We start from the raw sequence: 16600 nt of genomic DNA, 5'->3' as shown, positions 1-16600 counted from the left end.
ATGCCTAAGACCAGGGTCCTTTACATCGATGACGACGACGCGCTCGCGCGCCTCGTGCAGAAAAAGCTCGGCCGCCTCGGTTTCGTCGTCGAGCATGCTTCCAGTCCGGAACAGGCTCTGACCAGACTTGAGGAAGGCGGCTTCGACGTCTTGGCGCTCGACCACTATCTGGGTGCCGGGACCGGGCTTGAATTCCTGGCAAGGCTTGCAACGCGCGGCGCCGGCCCTCCCGCCGTCTATGTGACCGGCTCTTCCGAAATGAGTGTCGCGGTGGCCGCCCTGAAGGCCGGGGCCAGCGACTTCGTGCCGAAGACGATCGGTGACGACTTCATAGCGCTTCTGGCCTCCGCCCTCGATCAGGCTGTCGCCAAGGCACGCCTCGTTGCCGAGAAGGAAGCCGCTGAGGCGCAGGTGCGTGCGGCGCGCGACCGCGCCGAACTCCTGCTGGCCGAGGTCAACCACCGGGTCGCCAACAGCCTTGCAATGGTCTCAGCGCTGGTCAACCTGCAGGCCAATGTGTTGACGGACAAGGGCGCCAAAGATGCGCTTGCCGAAACCCAGGCGCGCATCTTCGCCATAGCCTCGGTGCACAAGCGCCTCTACACCTCCGGCTCGGTCGGCATCGTCGAACTCGACGGCTATCTCGGCGGCCTCCTGGAAAACCTTGGCGGCTCGATGCGAGGCCAGGGGCACGGCGCCAACCTGATCAGCGATCTGGCGCCGCTGACACTCGGCATCGACGCCACGATCAATCTCGGGGTGATCGTGACCGAGTTGGTCACCAATGCCTTCAAATACGCCTATCCCGACAAATCCGGCGATGTGCGGGTACTCCTGCGCGAGGACAGCCCAGGGCGCGCTTTGCTGACCGTCGAGGACGATGGCGTCGGCAACGCCGGCAAAGTCATCAAGGGAACCGGGCTGGGAACGCGCATCATCAAGGCAATGGCTAGAAGCATCGACGCCGACGTTGTCTATCACGCACGCGACCCGGGGACAGCGGTGGTGCTGAGCTTTGCCCTGCCGCAGTGACGGGCTATGCGCGCTGGCAGGCTTTGCCTCCGCCATGGGTCATGCAAGGATGCGCCCGGCGTTTTCTTCAGGTGGAGAGTTCGATGTTTTGGCAGACCGGTAGATTCGCCATGCAGCAGTTGCTGCCGATCGCTGCTCTGCTGCTCGCAACCAATGTCGCCTCGATGGCCGAGGGGTCACCCGGCATTACCGTTCCGACGGTTCTACAGCCATTCGTTCCAACGGCGCCGAGCTGCTCGAAGCCAACCGACCTCAAGCCGATCCTGGCATTCGCCAAGGACAACAAGCGTGAGTTCATCGAGGGTGTCGATCATGGCCTGGCTCAGGCGGCCGAAGACAACCATCTGGAATATCGTGTCGCCCTCGCCGCCAATGACAGCGCCAAGATGATCTCGGACGTCGAGGCGCTGCGCGCCGAGCGGGTGGGCGGGATCGTTGTGTCTCCCGTAGACCCGGCGGCGCTGGCCCCCAGCCTGCAAAAGGCCATGTGGTCTGGAACCTATGTCAGCACGGTCGTCGCACCGCCGGCAACGTCGCTGCTCAACGCGCCGCAATATCTCACCGGGAAGGAACTGGGAGACGCGGCGGTCGCGTATATCAAGGACAAGTTCCACGGCCGAGCCGACGTGGTGCTGCTGACCCAGGACAGCCTGCAATTTCTCACGCCGCGGTTTGTCGCCATCCGCGATGCGCTCGACACGCTGCCAGACGTGCGCATCGTAGCCGATATCTCCCCCAATCCCGTCAGCAAGGAAGGAGGATTGGCCACGATGCGGATGGTCATCCAGGCGCATCCGCATGTGGACGTGGTGCTGGGCGCCGATGGTGTCGTCCTTGGCGCCCTGCAGGCGCTGCGGGAGGCTGGCAAGGACAGGCCGGATCAGTTCATCGGAGGGATCGACGGCGAGCCCGAGGCAATAGCCGAAATCACAAAGGGAGGTCCCTACAAGATGACGGTCAGCCTGAATTCGCCTGTCTTCGGATATGCGATGGGCCAGCATGCGGCCGACTGGCTCGAGGGAAAGCCGATCCCGCAAGCGATGGATATCCTGCCGCACGTCATCACGGCGCAAAACCTTGGCGACTATCAAAAGGATCTTGCCAATCCAGGCGCGGTCTATGCCGATCCGGCGCGAAGAGATGGCTATCTACGGATGTATGGCAACATCTGCTACGACAGCCGCGATCAATATCTCAATTTCCCCTGGTCGTCTGAATCTCGATAGTAGACGCACCATCCGGAGGCTGGGCAACAGGCCATTTGACCGGACCAACGCCATTACGACACCGACGTGTCGAATTGTTTGCATTCAAACGACTTTTGCGACGCTATCTCCGTGCCCTCACTTGGTGATCGTGGGAGGACACATGGGATCGCCCGAGCACGCAGTCGAAATCATTCGCGACAAGAAATGGACCGTCCGCGTGACAGCCTACGGCAACACGCTGACCTTCCCTTTCGAGGCCGAAAGTTACGCGCGCTCCTACGCGGACGGCCAGGCGTTCCGGCTTGGTGTCGAGGTAGCTGAACGCAAGAAGTGCGCGTGAAGGCTCGTGCGTTCGCCTAACACGTGATCGCGGTCTCGACCGCCAGGGAACGAGCTGGCTTGGCTCGATCTTTCACTTGGAGTCGGTATTGGCTTGTGGGACCGACGGGGTTCCAGAGCGAACCGGGTCCGGGATCAACTTCTGGAAGATCGCATCGTTCTTCGCTCGCCACGCTTCATCCGCAAGCCACAGATATTTCTGGTCGGGCATCAACGGCACGGCTTTGACATCGGCGCTGGAGATGCGGAGGTAGAAGCTTGTCCGCTCCTCGTTCACTTGAAGATAACGTAGCGGGACGACGATGCTGTCTTTCCCGGCGATAAAGAACCCACCGGAGGCAACGACTGCGTAGTCCCATCGGTCCTTCGTGCCAATCACGACATTTCGAACTTCGCCAACGATCTTGTCATCCGAGCTGCGGACCTCGGAGCCGACGATCTCGTCGACGCGAAGGCCAGGTCCAAGGTCGTCGAGATTGATGAGCGGGCGGGCGTCTGGGGCGTCACGATTGCCCTGGATACCCCCACCTTCATGCTGCTTAGGTTCGCCTGCTGCCAATTGCTCATCGGCAAGATCCTCATCATTACCCGCGAGCTTGGCCATTGACGGCGCGGCGATCAGTTGGCGGATATTGGCGAGCACGCGCTCGCAATCGTCGTGCAAACCGTATGTCCATAGAACGAACGCCGCATCCCTCAAGGTGCGCAGGTCATGGACCAGGTATCGGTTTTCTGGCTTGCGCAACTCAGGGCTCTTGAGCACGGCCTCCTCGAGTTTCGCATCGGAGATATTGCATACAGCGAACGCCGGGCTGACACCAAGCGCGCAAAACAATGCCAACGGCGCTGCAACCTTAACGAATTTCATATTGTTTCCCACAGGCGGCTTCTTGCTTTGACTTCGTGTGTCGAGCACGCCAATCGGGTGGAAATGTACCGCGGAACATTTGTACCAGCACAGCTCAACAGCCCGTGTGGATATTGGTTCCAGCGGTGGGGGTCGTATTTTTCCGAGTCGGCCTGAACACAACAAGCTCGCGTGGTGGTTTCGATCGCATTTGCCTAGCAGGCGATTGCGGTCTCGACCTCCAATACGGGCAACGACCCGTAGAACAGAACACCCGGGCGTCCTCATATTCGCCACTGGCCGGATCGCCGCAGCGGCTGAAGGCGATCACCCCAGCGGCGGTCTTAGAGCATGGACGACTCTGAAACCGGATGAACAGAAAGCGGTGTTGCAAGATTGCGGCGATACCACGCTCAACAAGTCGCACGCAGATTTCTGCGCCATGGCAAAGAAGATGGGCGGCTGAACCTAGGCCGGACGTCGAAGGCGGGCCCCAGGTCCGGCTTCGAGTAACTGCGGCTGGTGCTGTGCCTACAATCCCTCAGCTATAAAGGCTTCCCGGCGCGCATCATGGCCCGAGCGATGGCAAGCTGCGTTTCCGTCCTGGCGTTCTCCTTCTGGGTCATGTTGTCCGCCGCGATCAGCCGCCTAAGTGATCGCAGAGTTTCACCGCGCGACCAGCCGGCTTCCAGCATGCAATCGACGATGGCTTGAAACCCGGGCTCCATCGCCTCCTGGCAGTCGATGACACGGTCCGGATAATCGTTCGCTTCTCTTGGTCGACTGATCATCTCACCCCCGCCAAATAGCTGTCGCCGTGTTCGCGATGTTCGAAACAGACCAATGTGATGGTTGTCGGCTTTGCAAATCCGAACGGCGCGCGCTTCCCGCATCGTTCAAACTCACAGATGTGATTTTCGATCCGTCCACCTTGCCGCGGCGCCGCCGTCATTCCTTCGGCAAGCTTGATGGGTTCGTCGCTCATAGCGGATTGATCGGTCCGACTAGGGCAGGGTGGTCATTCGGTTGCTTGTTGACGACGGTCGAATTGACGTCGCGTCCGACAGGGTTGAACTGCAACTTGTCATCGATGTCGTGGCTGAGGATGTCTTTCAGGTATTCCTTCGGCGTCGCCGGGTCGAGCCAGGCGTCGTAATAGGCCTGGTCGAGAATGACCGGCTGACGGTCGTGCAGGTTTTTCATCAGCTCGCCGGCCGGCTCGGTGATGATGGTGCAACTCGTGATGTCGAGATTTGAGTTGTGGGCCCAAAGCCCGGCAAACGAAAAAGGAGCGTGGCCGGGAAGGTAGATGTGCCAAGCCGTCGGCCGGCGAGATCGTCCACTCAAAGAAGCCGTCAGCTGGGATCAAGCATCGTTTCGACTTGAAGGCGTCCCTGAACGCCGGCGCCGTATCGATGCCTTCAATCCTGGCGTTGAACATGGCCGCCTTGGGCATTTCCTTTGCCCAGAACGGTACGAGCCACCATCGCCCCTCCCGCAGGCGGTGGTTCCCGTTCTCGCCGGCGGTGACGAAAGGAACATCCTGCGTCGGCGCGAAGTTGTAGCGAGGCTCATCATTTCGCCCGATTTCCGCCGGCGCCGTCAGGCGGTAGAGACGGTGGATCTCCGACCATGTCAGATATCGGGTATAGCGGCCGCACATGACATATCCTCGATCGACAGGCTTCCCGATCCTTCGGTGCAGCTATCCTGCCGACAGTGAACGAAATGAGAACAAAATAGTCAAGCGCCTCTTGACCGGACAGGAATATGTTCCTTATTCCTGACCTATCTGAGCAGGAAAAGGGCCATGGGAAAGCGCCAAAATGCGCCGATCGGCGAAGCTATGTCCGAATTGGAGTTGGCGGCGCAGCAAGCCATTGCTGCAGCCGGGGGCGACGCCGTGGTCGCCTTGCTGACCGCTCTGGCTAGGAACGCCGAACTTGAACGGGAACTCGCTTTGTCACGCGCGGCGGTCTCGAATGGCTTTTCTCGCGGCTGGCACAAGGCGCGCCCCTAGATGGTGGACACTGCCGAAGACAATTTCCGGATCGAGGTTTGGGATCGGGAGGAGAAGACGCATCTCGAAACCATCTGTCGAACGCCGGACGCGGTGGTGAGCCAAGCGGCCTGGCACGCCGCCATCCGGCGCCGGCCGGGCATGCTGCTGATCCACTACAACAGCCGCCACGTTATGGAGAAGATCGTTACCCCGGGCGAGGTGAAGGTTCCGCCGCAGACGATCATCGACGGCAGTATTCACGCCGGACTGGACGTCGCGCTGGGCGACTTGCGCAGCTGGCACACGCTGCGTGCGTGGTGCACGACTTGCTCGCATCATGCCGAGGTGAAGCCCGAGGGTCTGATCCGGCGCTACGGCAAGGAAGCTCTGTTCAGCTCGGTGGAGCGCGCTCTTTTCTGCACGAGTTGCAAAAAGGGAGGACCGGTTCGGATGGAGATACACAGCATGCCGCGAAACTGAGAGTGGTCGTCGGCGCTGTTGATCAGTGTCTCGAATTTCGAGATGACGCGCGGGCTCCAGGCTCGCGCCTGCTCCACCTTCGTCATCTTGCTTTCGAGAAGACGATCGTTGACTAGCGTCACGCCAGATCCTCAACCTTTCCTCGCGACAGCCTACTAAAAACGAGCGCGGTGCGAATGGATTGAATTCCTTTGTTGGCACGACCCCCCTCCACGGCAACTTTCTGGGTGGTTCGTCTCGGAACCGCACCGTCTTCTTGCGGCCCAAACGAGACATACTCGGTACGCCGCCTTGTGCGGTTGGATGGAGCAAGCTTTCATCCAAGTCACGTCAAACCGTTATCGGTGGACATCTCGGCCTGCAGTTCGCTTCATCATTCTTGATAGCCAGGTGCCGCCATTGCCTCCCTTCTTCATTTCATAGAGCGCACCAACGACCTCACGAACGGGCTGATCTGCCCGAAGGACGGCTGAAGCCTCGACCGCCTATGCCGCAATGGCGCGGCGCGCGTTTCTTCCCCTGGGCGAAGCCCATTCCTCGCGGAACCAAGAAACGCGCGCCTGCGCCATCCTCCGCTTTGCTGCGGTCGCAAGCGATGCGGCGGCGGTCGCCTCCGGCCTCTCGATCGCCATCGAGGTCGCATGGTGCGGGCTCGGAAACGAAGAGACGGAGACTGAAAAATGGCTACCATCGGCACTTTCAAGAAGACCAATGCGAACGAGTTCACCGGCGAGATCGTCACCCTCAGCGTCCAGGCCAAGGGCGTGCGCATCGTCCCCGACACAAGGGCCAGCGGCGAGAACGCTCCAAGCCACCGCGTGGTGGTCGGCAAGGCCGAAATCGGCGCCGCCTGGTCCAAGCGCTCCAACGAGGGCCGCGACTATCTCGGGCTCAAGCTCGACGATCCGAGCTTCACCGCTCCGATCTACGCCAACCTCTTCGCCGACGAGGAAGGCGAGGGCCACAGCCTCATATGGTCCCGCCCCAGCCGCCGCAACGGCGAATGAATGAAGATCCTCTCGCCTGGCAATCGCGCCGGGCGAGAGTTCTCTAGGTCTGATCAGACCGTCGCGCAAATCGTAAGCCCGCGCCGCCGCCATTTTCCGCAAGGAATTCGATTCCCGCTGTCTCAAACGCACGGCGGATCGCAGCTAGATTGTTTCGGTGCGGAATACGAATACTCCTCTCGAAGTCTACTATCGTAGTTCTGGAAACAGCCGCTGCCTCGGCTAGGTCCCCCTGACTCCATCCGAGCATGGCTCGTGCAGCACGACACTGCTGAACAGAGATCGCATCACTCTCAATATCGTTCTTTTTGGTTGACATAGGTCAAAAAAGCCGCTTTTAGTATGCCACCCTACGGAAGTCATTGATGAGGTCTGGCGAAATAGCCTCGCTCGGCCCCACTACGCGACGACGTTGATAGCTCAGAATCTTCATTGATTCTGACGATAGCTACCAATTGTCCTTTCGTCACGGGTGAGAACGGGAGGCGCCGGTGAGTGGAGGTAAGGCAGCTTCACAATCCCCATCAATTGGCGAAAACCAGCCGTCGGCCGATCCAGCACTTCTCCTATCCCTTGCCTGGATTGACGCTCACGTTGCGATGCTGGCCTCGTGCGTTCGGCAGCAGCAGGCTGAGGAGGGGGTCCTGGAGTGCGGTGCGCTCATGCCTGTCGGCGAAGTGATTGGGCGCGGAGAGAGGGTTGGCGCCGACCGCGACTGGCCTGATTTTCTGAAGGAAGAGCAGGATGGCGCTGAAAAGGCCGACGCGTTGCTGGCTGAGATTGTGGCGACGCCTGCACAATCCTTGGCGGGCGTGGTCGCCAAGCTTGCGGTCATCCTTCGGGAGGCGACTGACAACACCGACCTTTGCGAATTTCCGCTGTCGCATATCCGCTCTGCTTTGGCCGATCTAAGGCGCCTCACGCACGAAGCGACAGGCGACGAGCCTGCCGGCTGGCCCGCAGGCGACCAGTCGATCGGCGCGCTGTTCGAGCAGCCTGCGTCATCGTTCGCCGCATGGCGCGCCTTCAGTGCCTGGAGCCAGGGCGATGACGACGCCTATCGCGCCTGGACGAACACATTCAAGACACTGCAAGGCGCAAGCCAGCAAGCATCGCGAAGTGTCACCTGACTGCTCGGCGCCGAGATATCTCATCGTCCATTCGTCAATGACGGAATCCAAGGATTTCGCTCAAAGCCACGTCCCCCTATCAAATCCTTGAGAAGGGAAGGATGCGGATGAAGACGGATACATCGCAGTGGCGTGACCCACAGGCATATGCGTTCGTCCAAGGTGCCGCCGCCGATGCGATTGCCTGGGAGTTCCTGCGACGCAATCCCCAGTATCAGCAGGACTTCGCGGCCTCCCGCTCGGCCAAGGCGATGCGCGCATTGCGCCAGCGCTGGGGTTTGCAGTTTCGCCGCCAGGCCTGACCAGTCCGCAGTCGAGCAGACCGTCTATTGGGCGCCTCAGATCGATCCTGGGGTCGTGAACCTTGTCCAGATGCCGCCGGATCTGCGAGCGCAGGAAGGCAGTGCTTCCGACGTCCCGCTGGCCGCGGGCCGGCATGACGAGGTCGGTCTTCACACGCGCTCTTCGCCGGGCGGCACGCAACTGGCGCTTCTCGACGACGCGAAGCCAGGCGAACCGCTTGCCGCCATCATCCCGCTCGACGACATGGCGCACGACCGGCTCCAGGCGATCGAGCGGTTCATCCGCTCGATCCATAGGCAGCACGTTCCCGACGCTCGATTGACTGCGGCCCAGCGCCGACGCCTTGGCCTCATGCTGCGATGCCTGGATGGCCGCGAACAGCAGGCATCCCATTTTGAAGTCGCGACCGCCTTGTTCGGTCGGCGGCTGGTTAGCGCCGCCGACTGGCAGGACTCGCCTTTTCGCTACCAGACGCATCGCCTCGTGCGCGACGGACTGAAGATGGTCGAGCGCGACTACCGCCAATTGTTGCGCGCGCGGCGGCGTCAACTCTGACGAGTGCCGCCGGTCTCGTTGTCCACTGACTTGCGCTGTCTCCAAGCCGACGCCTACTCTCAATCCTGAAAAGAATGGCGGCTTTGCGCCCATTTTCGGTCATTGTCAGGCCCATCTTCCCGATCCCGAAAGCGGACATAGTGACCTGGGCCCGACGATTAGAAGCTAGGTGAGTTCAATCGCTTCTAGCAGCACTGCGCTGGTGGACCTTGAAGCGCAGGTAATCATCACAATCTTGTCCAGACGCCTCCTGCAATCGACGAACGAATGGCGGCGTCGATGAAAGCCAGGCCCTTGACGCCGTCGTCGACGGTTGGGAACAGCGTTTCAGGAGCTAGCGACCTATCTTGGCGCATGGCGACGATCGCCTCGGCGACTTCACGATACAGGGTGGCGAAAGCTTCTAGGTAACCTTCCGGGTGGCCAGCCGGAACGCGCGAGGCACGTCTGTTTGATTCATCTGCGCCTGCGCCGTTGCGGGTAATGATTTGCCGGTTCTGGTCGAGCGATGACCAGACCAGCTGGTTCGCGTCGCGCTGCGTCCATTCCAACGATCCCTTCGCGCCATAGACGCGAAGACTGACCTCATTCTCGTTGCCGATCGCGACCTGGCTGCACCAGAGACTGCCACGCGCGCCGTTTTCATAGCGGAGCATGATCTGGGCATTATCGTCGAGCCGCCGTCCTGCCACGAATGTGGTAAGCTCGGCACATAGTGCGTCAGGTTCGAGCCCGGTGACGAAACCGGCAAGATTGAAAGCATGGGTGCCAACGTCGCCAATTGAGCCGCCCGCGCCCGAACGTGCTGGATCCGATCGCCACTCGGCCTGCTTGTTGCCGCCGTCCTCGAGTTTCGTCGCCAGCCAGTCCTGCGCGTATTCGACCTGGACGATGCGGATGTCGCCCAGGTCGCCGTTGCGGACCATGGCGCGGGCCTGCCGGAGCATCGGATAACCGGTATAGGTATGGGTCAGTGCCACGACCAGCCCAGAAACCCGCGCCGCCTCGCGCAGCGACAGCGCCTCGGCCAGCGTCGTCGTCAGCGGCTTGTCACAAATGACGTGGATACCCGCATCAAGAAAGGCGCGGATAGCCGGCGCGTGCATGTGATTGGGGGTCACGATCGAGACCGCTTCGATGCCGTCGGCGCGGGAGGCCTCGCTGCGCGCCATGCCAGTGAAATCGGTATAACTGCGGGTCGGGTCGAGACCGAGTAGCTCAGCGGATCGTGCCGCGCGCCCCGCGTCCGAGGAAAAGGCTCCCGCGACCAGGTCGTAGCGGTCGTCGAGCCGGGCGGCAATGCGGTGCACCGCACCGATGAAGGCTCCTTCGCCGCCGCCAACCATGCCGAGACGGATGCGGCCACGCCTTCTAGCGAAACGGTTGCCGCTCATGTGCTCTCCATTGCCGCGGTCGATCGGGGACGTGGCGGGGGCGGACCTTGGAGGCCTCCCGCCGGCCATCACGCTGCCGCCCCCCGTTCGGCAATGATCTTGTCGGCGACACGCCAGGCATTGGCCATGATGGTCAGCGTCGGGTTGGCGCCTGTGCCGGTCGGGAACGGCGATCCGTCCACGGCGTAGAGGTTCTCGACTTCGTGCGCCCGGCACCATCTGTTGAGCACCGAGGTCGCTCCGTCGTCGCCCATACGTGCCGTGCCATGCTGGTGCGAGCAATTGCCGGTGACGCGGTCGGCATAGACCTTGCGGATGATGAAGGCGCCGCTGGCCTCCAGAATGTCGGCGCCGCGATCGATCAGGTAGCGTCCCTGGTCGACATCGTTCCGATGCGGCTTCAGTGTCACGCGCGCGACCGGCAGTCCCCAGGCGTCGACCACCGTTTCGTCGAGGTCTATGCGATTTTCGTGTTGGGGCATGTCGTGCAGCACCATGGCAATCGCCAGCGAATGGCTGAAGTGGTCGCGGTCGTTCTTCTTGGCTTCGGCGCCCCATGATGGCGTGCCCGGCATGCGCCAGTTGATCGGCAGCGGGATGCCGACGCCCGCCACCGCGATGTGGCCGCCTGAGACGAAGCCGCGCGATGCGTCGTGCTCGTAATGTTGGAAGGTCGAGGCGCTGACATAGCCGCCGCCGGCCCAGGCATAGACCGGATCCTCATAGGTGCCGACCGCAGCCGAGTATTCGTGAAAGGTAACGTTGCGCCCGACCATGTCGCTGCCATTGGCTACGCCTGTCGGGAAGCGTCCGGACTTCGACAGCAGCATCAGGCGTGCGGTTTCCATCGCGCCGCAGGCAAGGATGAACAGATCGGCCTCCTGCTCTATCGTGTCGCCGTCGGCGTCCTGGTAGATCGCTGCCTTGATGTCGCCTTGGCTGTTCAGAGTGAGTTCGCGAACCACGCAGTCCGGTCGCAGCTCGAAATTGCCGGTTGCAACCGCGTCCGGGATAAAGACGTTGAGCGCCGACGAGCGCGTTCCGGTCGGGTCTCCGTGCTGCTGTGCGAAAGCGCTGACCACCGTCGCCTTGCGACCGTTGAAAGGGCGCGACAAGGCGGCCTGCGGCGTCGGGAAGGCGTTCCAGCCAAGCGCGTTGCAGCCCTTGATGAACTTCTGCGCATAGCGCGACATCGGCATTGGCGGACACGGATAGCCGCCCGAGCGGTGCGACTCGAATTTGTTGGCGCCGGGCTGGCCGGACACGCCAAATGCCCATTCAACCTTGAGATAGTAAGGCTCGAGCTCGTCATAGGTGATCGGCCAGTCGGCAAGGCTGGTGCCCGGCAGGTCGCCGGCCACGGTGCGCAGGCGGAAATCGTTCTCGGTGAAGCGCGGCAACCAACCCTGCCAGTGGACGGTGCCGCCGCCAACCATCTGCGGCACCGGGCAGAACATTTCGGAACGCGCGTCGTCGGCGGCGGTCTCGCGCCATGTGCGCGGATTGAGGATCGGGTCCGGCCACAGATTGTATCGATTGATGTTGGCGAGCTCGTCTCCGCCAAAGCTTTCTTTCTTCCGCCACGGCCCCTTTTCGAGGGCCACGACCTTGACGCCAGCCTCGCAAAGGACCTTTGCGGCGGCGGCGCCGGATGCGCCGGCGCCAATGATGACGACGTCCGTTCTCGCGGGCTTGGTCTTATAGGCCATCGTGAAACTCCCTGACCTTGTCGGCTTCGCCCTCGGCGAAATACTGCAGCGTGGTGTAGCGGCCGATATGGACATCCTTCAGCGAGGCGGGGCCGGGAAAACCGATCACCTCCCAGCCGATCCGGTTCCTGTTACCGCCGTAGATGGGGTCGGCATAAAAACCCTGGCGCGTGTGGGTGACCATCAGCGGCAGGAAATCGAGATCGACCTCCGTTGAGGTCTGCTGCAGTGCGGGTTGGGGCGAAACCGGGCCAGCGAGCGCGTCGTTGACGGCGAGCGTCGTCGGCGCACCCGTGCCGGCCTGCTCCAGTTCGTGGAGGATATCGTCCTGCTGCTGTGGCGCCAGCGCGACGAAGTCGGCCGAAAACCTCTCGTGGGCGCGGGCGTCGAGGTCGAGCAGTCCGGCGACATAGCGTTCGCGCATGATTTCGATGCGCTGCATCCAGGCCTTGGCCGATGCGCCTTCGAGAACTTCGAAGCCTGAGCCGTCGGGTTTGGCGAAGATGTAGCCGATGCCGGAAAGATAGCGGTCGACGAAGTCCACGCAGCCTGCTTCGCGTGCGCCCGGCGTGTCGTCGGTTGGGATGATGCGGGCCATCGCGGCCTCCACCGTGGCGCGCTGATGCGGATTGAAGAAGGTGTCAGACATGGCATGTCCCTTGCTGCAATTATCGTTTCGGTTCGACGCGTCGGGCCAGCGCGCCACAAGCCTGATGCCTGGCAAAGCCCCGCCTGTGTTCTCCTGCGCTACGCCTAACGCTTGCGCGTTTGGCTGATGGCGACTGCGATAATGATGATGGCGCCGCGGGCGATCAGCTGCTGGCTGAATTCCAGTCCCATCAGCACGAGGCCGTTGTTGATCAGGCCGATCATCAGCGCGCCCATGATAGAGCCGACCACTGTGCCGGCCCCGCCGAACAGGCTGGTGCCGCCAAGCACGGCCGCGGCGATCACCGAAAGCTCGTCGCCTTCGCCGAACTGGAAGCGGCCGGAATGGAGACGGCCCGCATAGAGCATACCGGCAAATGCGGCCGCCACGGACGACAGCATCAGCACGCGGAATTTGATAGAGGCGGTATTGACCCCGGAGTAGCGTGCCGATGTCTCGTTGCCGCCGGTTGCCAGCACGCGCCGTCCGAACGTGGTGCGGCGAAGCACGATGTGGCCGGCGATGCCGATGATTGCCACCCAGACCAACAGGCTTGGTATCGGGCCGAGGTTACCGGCGCCGAAGACCGCCGCGTAGGGCTTGCTCAGGATGGGGATCGCCGCCGTGCCGCTGATCCACATGGCGACGCCGCGTGCGATGCCCATCATGGCCAGCGTGGTGAGGAACGAGGGAATTCCGATGCCGGTGGTCAGCCAGCCATTGACGGCGCCGACGACGACGCCGGTGCCCAGGCCGTAAAGGATGCCGCCGGGGATGCCGAACTGGTCGATGCCCATTGCAGTGGCGACGGAAGCGAGGCCCGCGACTGCCCCGACCGACAGGTCGATCTCGCCGGTGCTGAGCACAAAGGTCATCGTCACCGAGACCACGGCGATGATCGCGGTCTGACGGATAATGTTCAACAGGTTGTTGGGGTCGAGAAAGCCCCTGTCGCCCAGCGTCGCGGCAAAGACGAGGAAGATAACCACGAAGCCGATATAGATGATGTATTCACGCCAGTTGGCCAGTGCCGAGAATTTGCTGGCTGATGCGGCCGTGTCGGTCATTGGATAATTCCTCCGCGGGCTTCCTGCATGAATTTGTTTAGTTTCTGTTCGGCGTGCTGAAGACTGTCGATCGAGTCCGCCTTGGCGGCGTCGTCGAGGTCGTGACGAGCGATGTCGCGCACGATGCGGCCTTCCGACATCACCAGGATTCGATCGCAAGCGGCGAGCAGTTCCTGCAACTCCGACGACAGCACCAGGATTGCCTTGCCGGATTTGGCGAGGTTGCGGATCAGCGTCACGATCTCCGATTTCGAACCGATGTCGATGCCGGCGGTTGGTTCGTCGAGGATCAGCACCTCCGGTTCGGTCGCCAGCCATTTGGCGATGACGACCTTCTGCGCATTGCCGCCCGACAGCGTCCTGATGGTCGCTTTGCGCGAGTCGGTTTTGATGCGCAGGCGCTGGATCGAGCTTTCCGCCAGTGCCGCCGACTTGGTGCGATCGACCCATGTCTTCGTCGAAAGGCGATCAAGGTTGGGTAGGTCGATGTTGCTTTCTACCGAATGGAAGGCGACGAACCCCTGACGGGCGCGGTCTTCCGGCACCAGCGCAATGCCGGCGTCGATGGCATCTCGCGGCTTGGCGATCGAAACCGCCTTGCCTTTGATCCGGATCTCGCCACTAGTCATCGGCTGGACCCCGGCCAGCACGCGCGCCAGCGACGAGCGGCCACTGCCCAGCAGGCCAGCGACGCCGACCACTTCACCGCGGCGAAGCGTCAGATCGATACCGATCGGCTTGCTGGAGCCCGAAAGGCCGCGTGTTTCGAGCAGCACTTCGCCGATCATCGCCGTCTCGCGCACCACGTCGGAGAAGCCGCGAGAGCGTCGGCCGATGATATGGGCGATCATCGATTCCAGCGTGAACTCTGACATCGGCGCGGTGATGATGTGCTTGCCGTCGCGCAAGATGGTAGCGCGGTCGGCTATGCGGAAGATCTCGTCCATACGATGCGAGACATAAACGATGGCGACGCCCTGGCCGCGAAGCTGGCGCACATATTCGAACAGCCGCTCGACTTCGTTCTGCGACAGCGCAGTGGTTGGCTCGTCCAACACCAACACCTTGCACGGTTGCGAGGTCGCCTTGACGATCTCGGCAAGCTGTCGGTGTCCAGCCGGAATGTCGGAGACCTTGGCGTTGGGGTCGATCTCGACGCCCATGCGCGCGAAAAGCTTTCGCGATTCGGCCGCCGCGGTTCTGTCGTCGATGAGCCCGGAGTTGGTCCTGATCTCACGGTTGAGGAAGATGTTCTGCGCCACCGTCAGCGTCGGAATCAGGCTCATTTCCTGGAACGCCATAGCGACACCGGCATTGCGCGCTGCCTCGGCGGTGAAGGTGGCTAGCGGTACGCCGCCGATCTCGACCGTGCCGGAGGTTGGCGGTTGCACGCCGCGCAGAATCTTCAGGATTGTCGACTTGCCGGCGCCGTTCTCACCGAGCAGTGCGTGCACTTCGCCCGGGCTAACGTCGAGATGAACGTCGTCGAGCGCCCGGACACCGCCGAAACGCATGCTGACATTTCGCATTCGGACGGCTTCGGCTGCGTTGGCAGTGTTCATGACAACACCTAGGGCAAAACAAAGGTTGCGTCGGGTGGGACGAATGGTTCGGCCTGCCGGACAGAAACGCTGCGCTTCTGCTCGAACTCGGCCGAACCCATCTCCACCGGGAGGACCTGTCTGCGAAGTCTACTGCATGCTTTGCTTGATCTTGTCGGTGACTGGCTTGTGGTAGACCTGCTGCCAGGCATCGGCGAGATTGGCCTTGGTTACCGGCAGTGCCGGCAGCGCGACATAGGCCGGCGCCTGCTTGCCAAGCAAACCGTAGCCGGCCAGCATTGCCTCGGTCACGCCCTGGTCGTAGGGCCGCTGCGCTGACAGGCCCTTAACCGGACCGCCGCTCGCCATGTTGATGGCGACGTTTTCGCCGAGGTCGCAATTGACGATTACCAGGTCGTCCCGGCCATTGGTGAGGGCGGCGGAGATGACGCCTTCTGCGGGCACATCCCACACTGCCCAGATGCCCTTGATGCTGGGATGGGCGACGAGCAGGGCGCCTGCCGCCTTCTCGGCATCGCCTGAGAAGTCGGGACCGCCGATGCCTTGCTCGGCGACGACGTGGATGTCCGGATAGTTCTCGGCCAGCGTCTTCTTGACGGCGTCGTAGCGCTGCTTGGTGACGAAGAAATCGGCTGCATGGAAGATCAGTCCGACGTCGCCCTTGCCGCCAAGAGCCTGTGCCAGCAGGTGCGCGGTGGCGACGCCGTTGCCGTAGTTGTCAGCCGAGACGGAGCTGACGTAGTCCTTGCCGGCCACGAAGCCTTTCGGCACGTTGTCCATGAAGACGAGCTTGGCGCCGGCGTCGGCGGCCGCCTTGTAGGCCGCTGCGGTCGCGACCGGGTCGGTCGGAATCGACACGATGATATTGGGCTTCTGGGCCATGACGGTCTCGAGGTCGGACACCTGCTTGTCGGGCTTGAAGCCCGCGTCGGTAACGGCGACGACTTCGATACCCATGGTAGCGAACTGCGCCTTGAGGCCTTCGATTTGCGCCTGCGACCAGTCGTTGCCGGCATAGTGCATGACAATGGCGGCCTTTGCGTGCATGTCCTTAATCTTGGCGAGTTCCTCATCAGTGAGCTTGACGCTCGATGCGGCTTCCGGCTTCTCGCCGTTAGGTCCGAGGCTCATCACATGCTGGCCGATCTCGGTCAGCGCCTGGGCAGGATCGATGGCATAGGCGGCGTTCGAGGCGAGGCCCAGGCCGATCGTCAGACAGATTGCCGTCGACCGAAGCAAAGTTTTCATGCGCATGGTGTTTTCTCCCTGATATTGTTTGGTTTTCGTTATTGCAGTTACAGACGCCTCCCGGCGGC

19 protein-coding genes and 1 pseudogene are annotated in these 16600 nt (G+C 62.0%); 9 read left to right on the top strand and 11 right to left on the bottom strand.

All coding sequences use genetic code 11. From position 1 onward, the window contains the following. The 3 genes from ACLGL5_RS00990 (at position 1) to ACLGL5_RS00980 (ending at position 2580) form a co-directional block, all read left to right on the top strand. Positions 1 to 1032 (top strand): histidine kinase dimerization/phosphoacceptor domain -containing protein, encoded by a 1032-nt coding sequence (locus ACLGL5_RS00990; protein ID WP_019863599.1) that lies wholly within the window; start codon positions 1 to 3, stop codon positions 1030 to 1032. Positions 1033 to 1115: 83 nt separating this feature from the next. Beyond that, positions 1116 to 2258 (top strand): sugar ABC transporter substrate-binding protein, encoded by a 1143-nt coding sequence (locus tag ACLGL5_RS00985; protein ID WP_020629175.1) that lies wholly within the window; start codon positions 1116 to 1118, stop codon positions 2256 to 2258. A gap of 142 nt (positions 2259 to 2400) precedes the next feature. After that, positions 2401 to 2580 (top strand): hypothetical protein, encoded by a 180-nt coding sequence (locus ACLGL5_RS00980; protein WP_019863601.1) that lies wholly within the window; start codon positions 2401 to 2403, stop codon positions 2578 to 2580. 72 nt (positions 2581 to 2652) lie between these two features. Here ACLGL5_RS00980 and ACLGL5_RS00975 read toward each other — a convergent pair whose 3' ends face one another. The 4 genes and pseudogenes from ACLGL5_RS00975 to ACLGL5_RS00960 all read right to left on the bottom strand — a co-directional run. After that, a complete protein-coding gene (locus ACLGL5_RS00975) occupies positions 2653 to 3495 on the bottom strand; it encodes a PRC-barrel domain-containing protein (protein WP_019863602.1) in 843 nt (280 codons plus the stop codon). 476 nt (positions 3496 to 3971) lie between these two features. After that, complete coding sequence (locus ACLGL5_RS00970) at positions 3972 to 4217, bottom strand: hypothetical protein (protein ID WP_019863603.1); 246 nt, start codon at positions 4215 to 4217, stop codon at positions 3972 to 3974. A gap of 190 nt (positions 4218 to 4407) precedes the next feature. After that, positions 4408 to 4773, bottom strand: coding sequence for an SOS response-associated peptidase family protein (locus ACLGL5_RS00965; RefSeq protein ID WP_274609380.1), 366 nt, complete (start codon positions 4771 to 4773; stop codon positions 4408 to 4410). Positions 4774 to 4816: 43 nt separating this feature from the next. Further along, positions 4817 to 5089 (bottom strand): annotated as a pseudogene (locus ACLGL5_RS00960) (SOS response-associated peptidase family protein); the annotation flags it as partial. Between the two features lie 147 nt (positions 5090 to 5236). Between ACLGL5_RS00960 and ACLGL5_RS00955 the strand changes: the two are divergent. From ACLGL5_RS00955 to ACLGL5_RS00945, 3 genes are all read left to right on the top strand, one after another. After that, complete coding sequence (locus ACLGL5_RS00955; protein ID WP_010915372.1) at positions 5237 to 5446, top strand: hypothetical protein; 210 nt, start codon at positions 5237 to 5239, stop codon at positions 5444 to 5446. Continuing rightward, entirely contained in the window at positions 5447 to 5908 is a 462-nt protein-coding gene (locus ACLGL5_RS00950; protein WP_010915373.1) for a hypothetical protein, read from the top strand. Positions 5909 to 6588: 680 nt separating this feature from the next. After that, entirely contained in the window at positions 6589 to 6915 is a 327-nt protein-coding gene (locus ACLGL5_RS00945; RefSeq protein WP_027047842.1) for a DUF736 domain-containing protein, read from the top strand. 43 nt (positions 6916 to 6958) lie between these two features. Here the strand turns inward: ACLGL5_RS00945 and ACLGL5_RS00940 are convergent, their stop codons facing one another. Beyond that, positions 6959 to 7234 carry a helix-turn-helix transcriptional regulator gene (locus tag ACLGL5_RS00940; protein ID WP_280739588.1) on the bottom strand — a complete coding sequence of 92 codons (276 nt, stop codon included), beginning with the start codon at positions 7232 to 7234 and terminating at the stop codon, positions 6959 to 6961. Between the two features lie 343 nt (positions 7235 to 7577). On the opposite strand from ACLGL5_RS00940, the gene ACLGL5_RS00935 reads away from it, so the two are divergent. From ACLGL5_RS00935 to ACLGL5_RS00925, 3 genes are all read left to right on the top strand, one after another. Next, positions 7578 to 8045 (top strand): Y4oE-related protein, encoded by a 468-nt coding sequence (locus ACLGL5_RS00935; RefSeq protein WP_236952496.1) that lies wholly within the window; start codon positions 7578 to 7580, stop codon positions 8043 to 8045. A 101-nt stretch (positions 8046 to 8146) separates the two neighbouring features. Continuing rightward, entirely contained in the window at positions 8147 to 8347 is a 201-nt protein-coding gene (locus ACLGL5_RS00930) for a transcriptional regulator domain-containing protein (RefSeq protein ID WP_120145555.1), read from the top strand. Positions 8348 to 8402: 55 nt separating this feature from the next. After that, positions 8403 to 8903 (top strand): DUF2285 domain-containing protein, encoded by a 501-nt coding sequence (locus ACLGL5_RS00925; protein WP_019863607.1) that lies wholly within the window; start codon positions 8403 to 8405, stop codon positions 8901 to 8903. Positions 8904 to 9130: 227 nt separating this feature from the next. Here the strand turns inward: ACLGL5_RS00925 and ACLGL5_RS00920 are convergent, their stop codons facing one another. The 6 genes from ACLGL5_RS00920 to ACLGL5_RS00895 form a co-directional block, all read right to left on the bottom strand. Then, positions 9131 to 10297: a Gfo/Idh/MocA family protein gene (locus ACLGL5_RS00920; protein ID WP_199202378.1), complete on the bottom strand. Its 1167-nt coding sequence runs from the start codon at positions 10295 to 10297 to the stop codon at positions 9131 to 9133. 68 nt (positions 10298 to 10365) lie between these two features. Next, entirely contained in the window at positions 10366 to 12006 is a 1641-nt protein-coding gene (locus ACLGL5_RS00915) for a GMC family oxidoreductase (RefSeq protein ID WP_199202379.1), read from the bottom strand. Then, entirely contained in the window at positions 11996 to 12655 is a 660-nt protein-coding gene (locus ACLGL5_RS00910) for a gluconate 2-dehydrogenase subunit 3 family protein (protein ID WP_019863611.1), read from the bottom strand. Before ACLGL5_RS00910 ends, ACLGL5_RS00915 begins: the two co-directional genes overlap by 11 nt. Before the next feature lie 104 nt (positions 12656 to 12759). Continuing rightward, complete coding sequence (locus ACLGL5_RS00905) at positions 12760 to 13722, bottom strand: ABC transporter permease (RefSeq protein ID WP_019863612.1); 963 nt, start codon at positions 13720 to 13722, stop codon at positions 12760 to 12762. Next, positions 13719 to 15251, bottom strand: a complete 1533-nt coding sequence (locus ACLGL5_RS00900) for a sugar ABC transporter ATP-binding protein (protein WP_494372731.1) — start codon at positions 15249 to 15251, stop codon at positions 13719 to 13721. The genes ACLGL5_RS00905 and ACLGL5_RS00900 overlap by 4 nt, the downstream gene beginning before the upstream one ends. 162 nt (positions 15252 to 15413) lie before the next feature. Beyond that, positions 15414 to 16538, bottom strand: coding sequence for a substrate-binding domain-containing protein (locus tag ACLGL5_RS00895; RefSeq protein WP_019863615.1), 1125 nt, complete (start codon positions 16536 to 16538; stop codon positions 15414 to 15416). Between the last annotated feature and the right edge of the window lie 62 nt (positions 16539 to 16600).

This window comes from Mesorhizobium sp. U510 (assembly GCF_059180695.1).
The sequence above is the reverse complement of the archived record's forward strand: the minus strand, read 5'-3'. Positions and strand labels throughout refer to the sequence as shown.

What these genes read in the sequence shown, in the direction of transcription:
- ACLGL5_RS00920 (WP_199202378.1), bottom strand. Translation starts at nt 10,297, where the DNA reads ATGAGCGGCAACCGTTTCGCTAGAAGGCGTGGCCGCATCCGTCTCGGC.
- ACLGL5_RS00910 (WP_019863611.1), bottom strand. Translation starts at nt 12,655, where the DNA reads ATGTCTGACACCTTCTTCAATCCGCATCAGCGCGCCACGGTGGAGGCC.
- ACLGL5_RS00980 (WP_019863601.1), top strand. Translation starts at nt 2,401, where the DNA reads ATGGGATCGCCCGAGCACGCAGTCGAAATCATTCGCGACAAGAAATGG.
- ACLGL5_RS00900 (WP_494372731.1), bottom strand. Translation starts at nt 15,251, where the DNA reads ATGCGAAATGTCAGCATGCGTTTCGGCGGTGTCCGGGCGCTCGACGAC.
- ACLGL5_RS00950 (WP_010915373.1), top strand. Translation starts at nt 5,447, where the DNA reads ATGGTGGACACTGCCGAAGACAATTTCCGGATCGAGGTTTGGGATCGG.
- ACLGL5_RS00905 (WP_019863612.1), bottom strand. Translation starts at nt 13,722, where the DNA reads ATGACCGACACGGCCGCATCAGCCAGCAAATTCTCGGCACTGGCCAAC.
- ACLGL5_RS00915 (WP_199202379.1), bottom strand. Translation starts at nt 12,006, where the DNA reads ATGGCCTATAAGACCAAGCCCGCGAGAACGGACGTCGTCATCATTGGC.
- ACLGL5_RS00940 (WP_280739588.1), bottom strand. Translation starts at nt 7,234, where the DNA reads ATGTCAACCAAAAAGAACGATATTGAGAGTGATGCGATCTCTGTTCAG.
- ACLGL5_RS00935 (WP_236952496.1), top strand. Translation starts at nt 7,578, where the DNA reads ATGCCTGTCGGCGAAGTGATTGGGCGCGGAGAGAGGGTTGGCGCCGAC.
- ACLGL5_RS00990 (WP_019863599.1), top strand. Translation starts at nt 1, where the DNA reads ATGCCTAAGACCAGGGTCCTTTACATCGATGACGACGACGCGCTCGCG.
- ACLGL5_RS00895 (WP_019863615.1), bottom strand. Translation starts at nt 16,538, where the DNA reads ATGCGCATGAAAACTTTGCTTCGGTCGACGGCAATCTGTCTGACGATC.
- ACLGL5_RS00970 (WP_019863603.1), bottom strand. Translation starts at nt 4,217, where the DNA reads ATGATCAGTCGACCAAGAGAAGCGAACGATTATCCGGACCGTGTCATC.
- ACLGL5_RS00945 (WP_027047842.1), top strand. Translation starts at nt 6,589, where the DNA reads ATGGCTACCATCGGCACTTTCAAGAAGACCAATGCGAACGAGTTCACC.
- ACLGL5_RS00955 (WP_010915372.1), top strand. Translation starts at nt 5,237, where the DNA reads ATGGGAAAGCGCCAAAATGCGCCGATCGGCGAAGCTATGTCCGAATTG.
- ACLGL5_RS00930 (WP_120145555.1), top strand. Translation starts at nt 8,147, where the DNA reads ATGCGGATGAAGACGGATACATCGCAGTGGCGTGACCCACAGGCATAT.
- ACLGL5_RS00985 (WP_020629175.1), top strand. Translation starts at nt 1,116, where the DNA reads ATGTTTTGGCAGACCGGTAGATTCGCCATGCAGCAGTTGCTGCCGATC.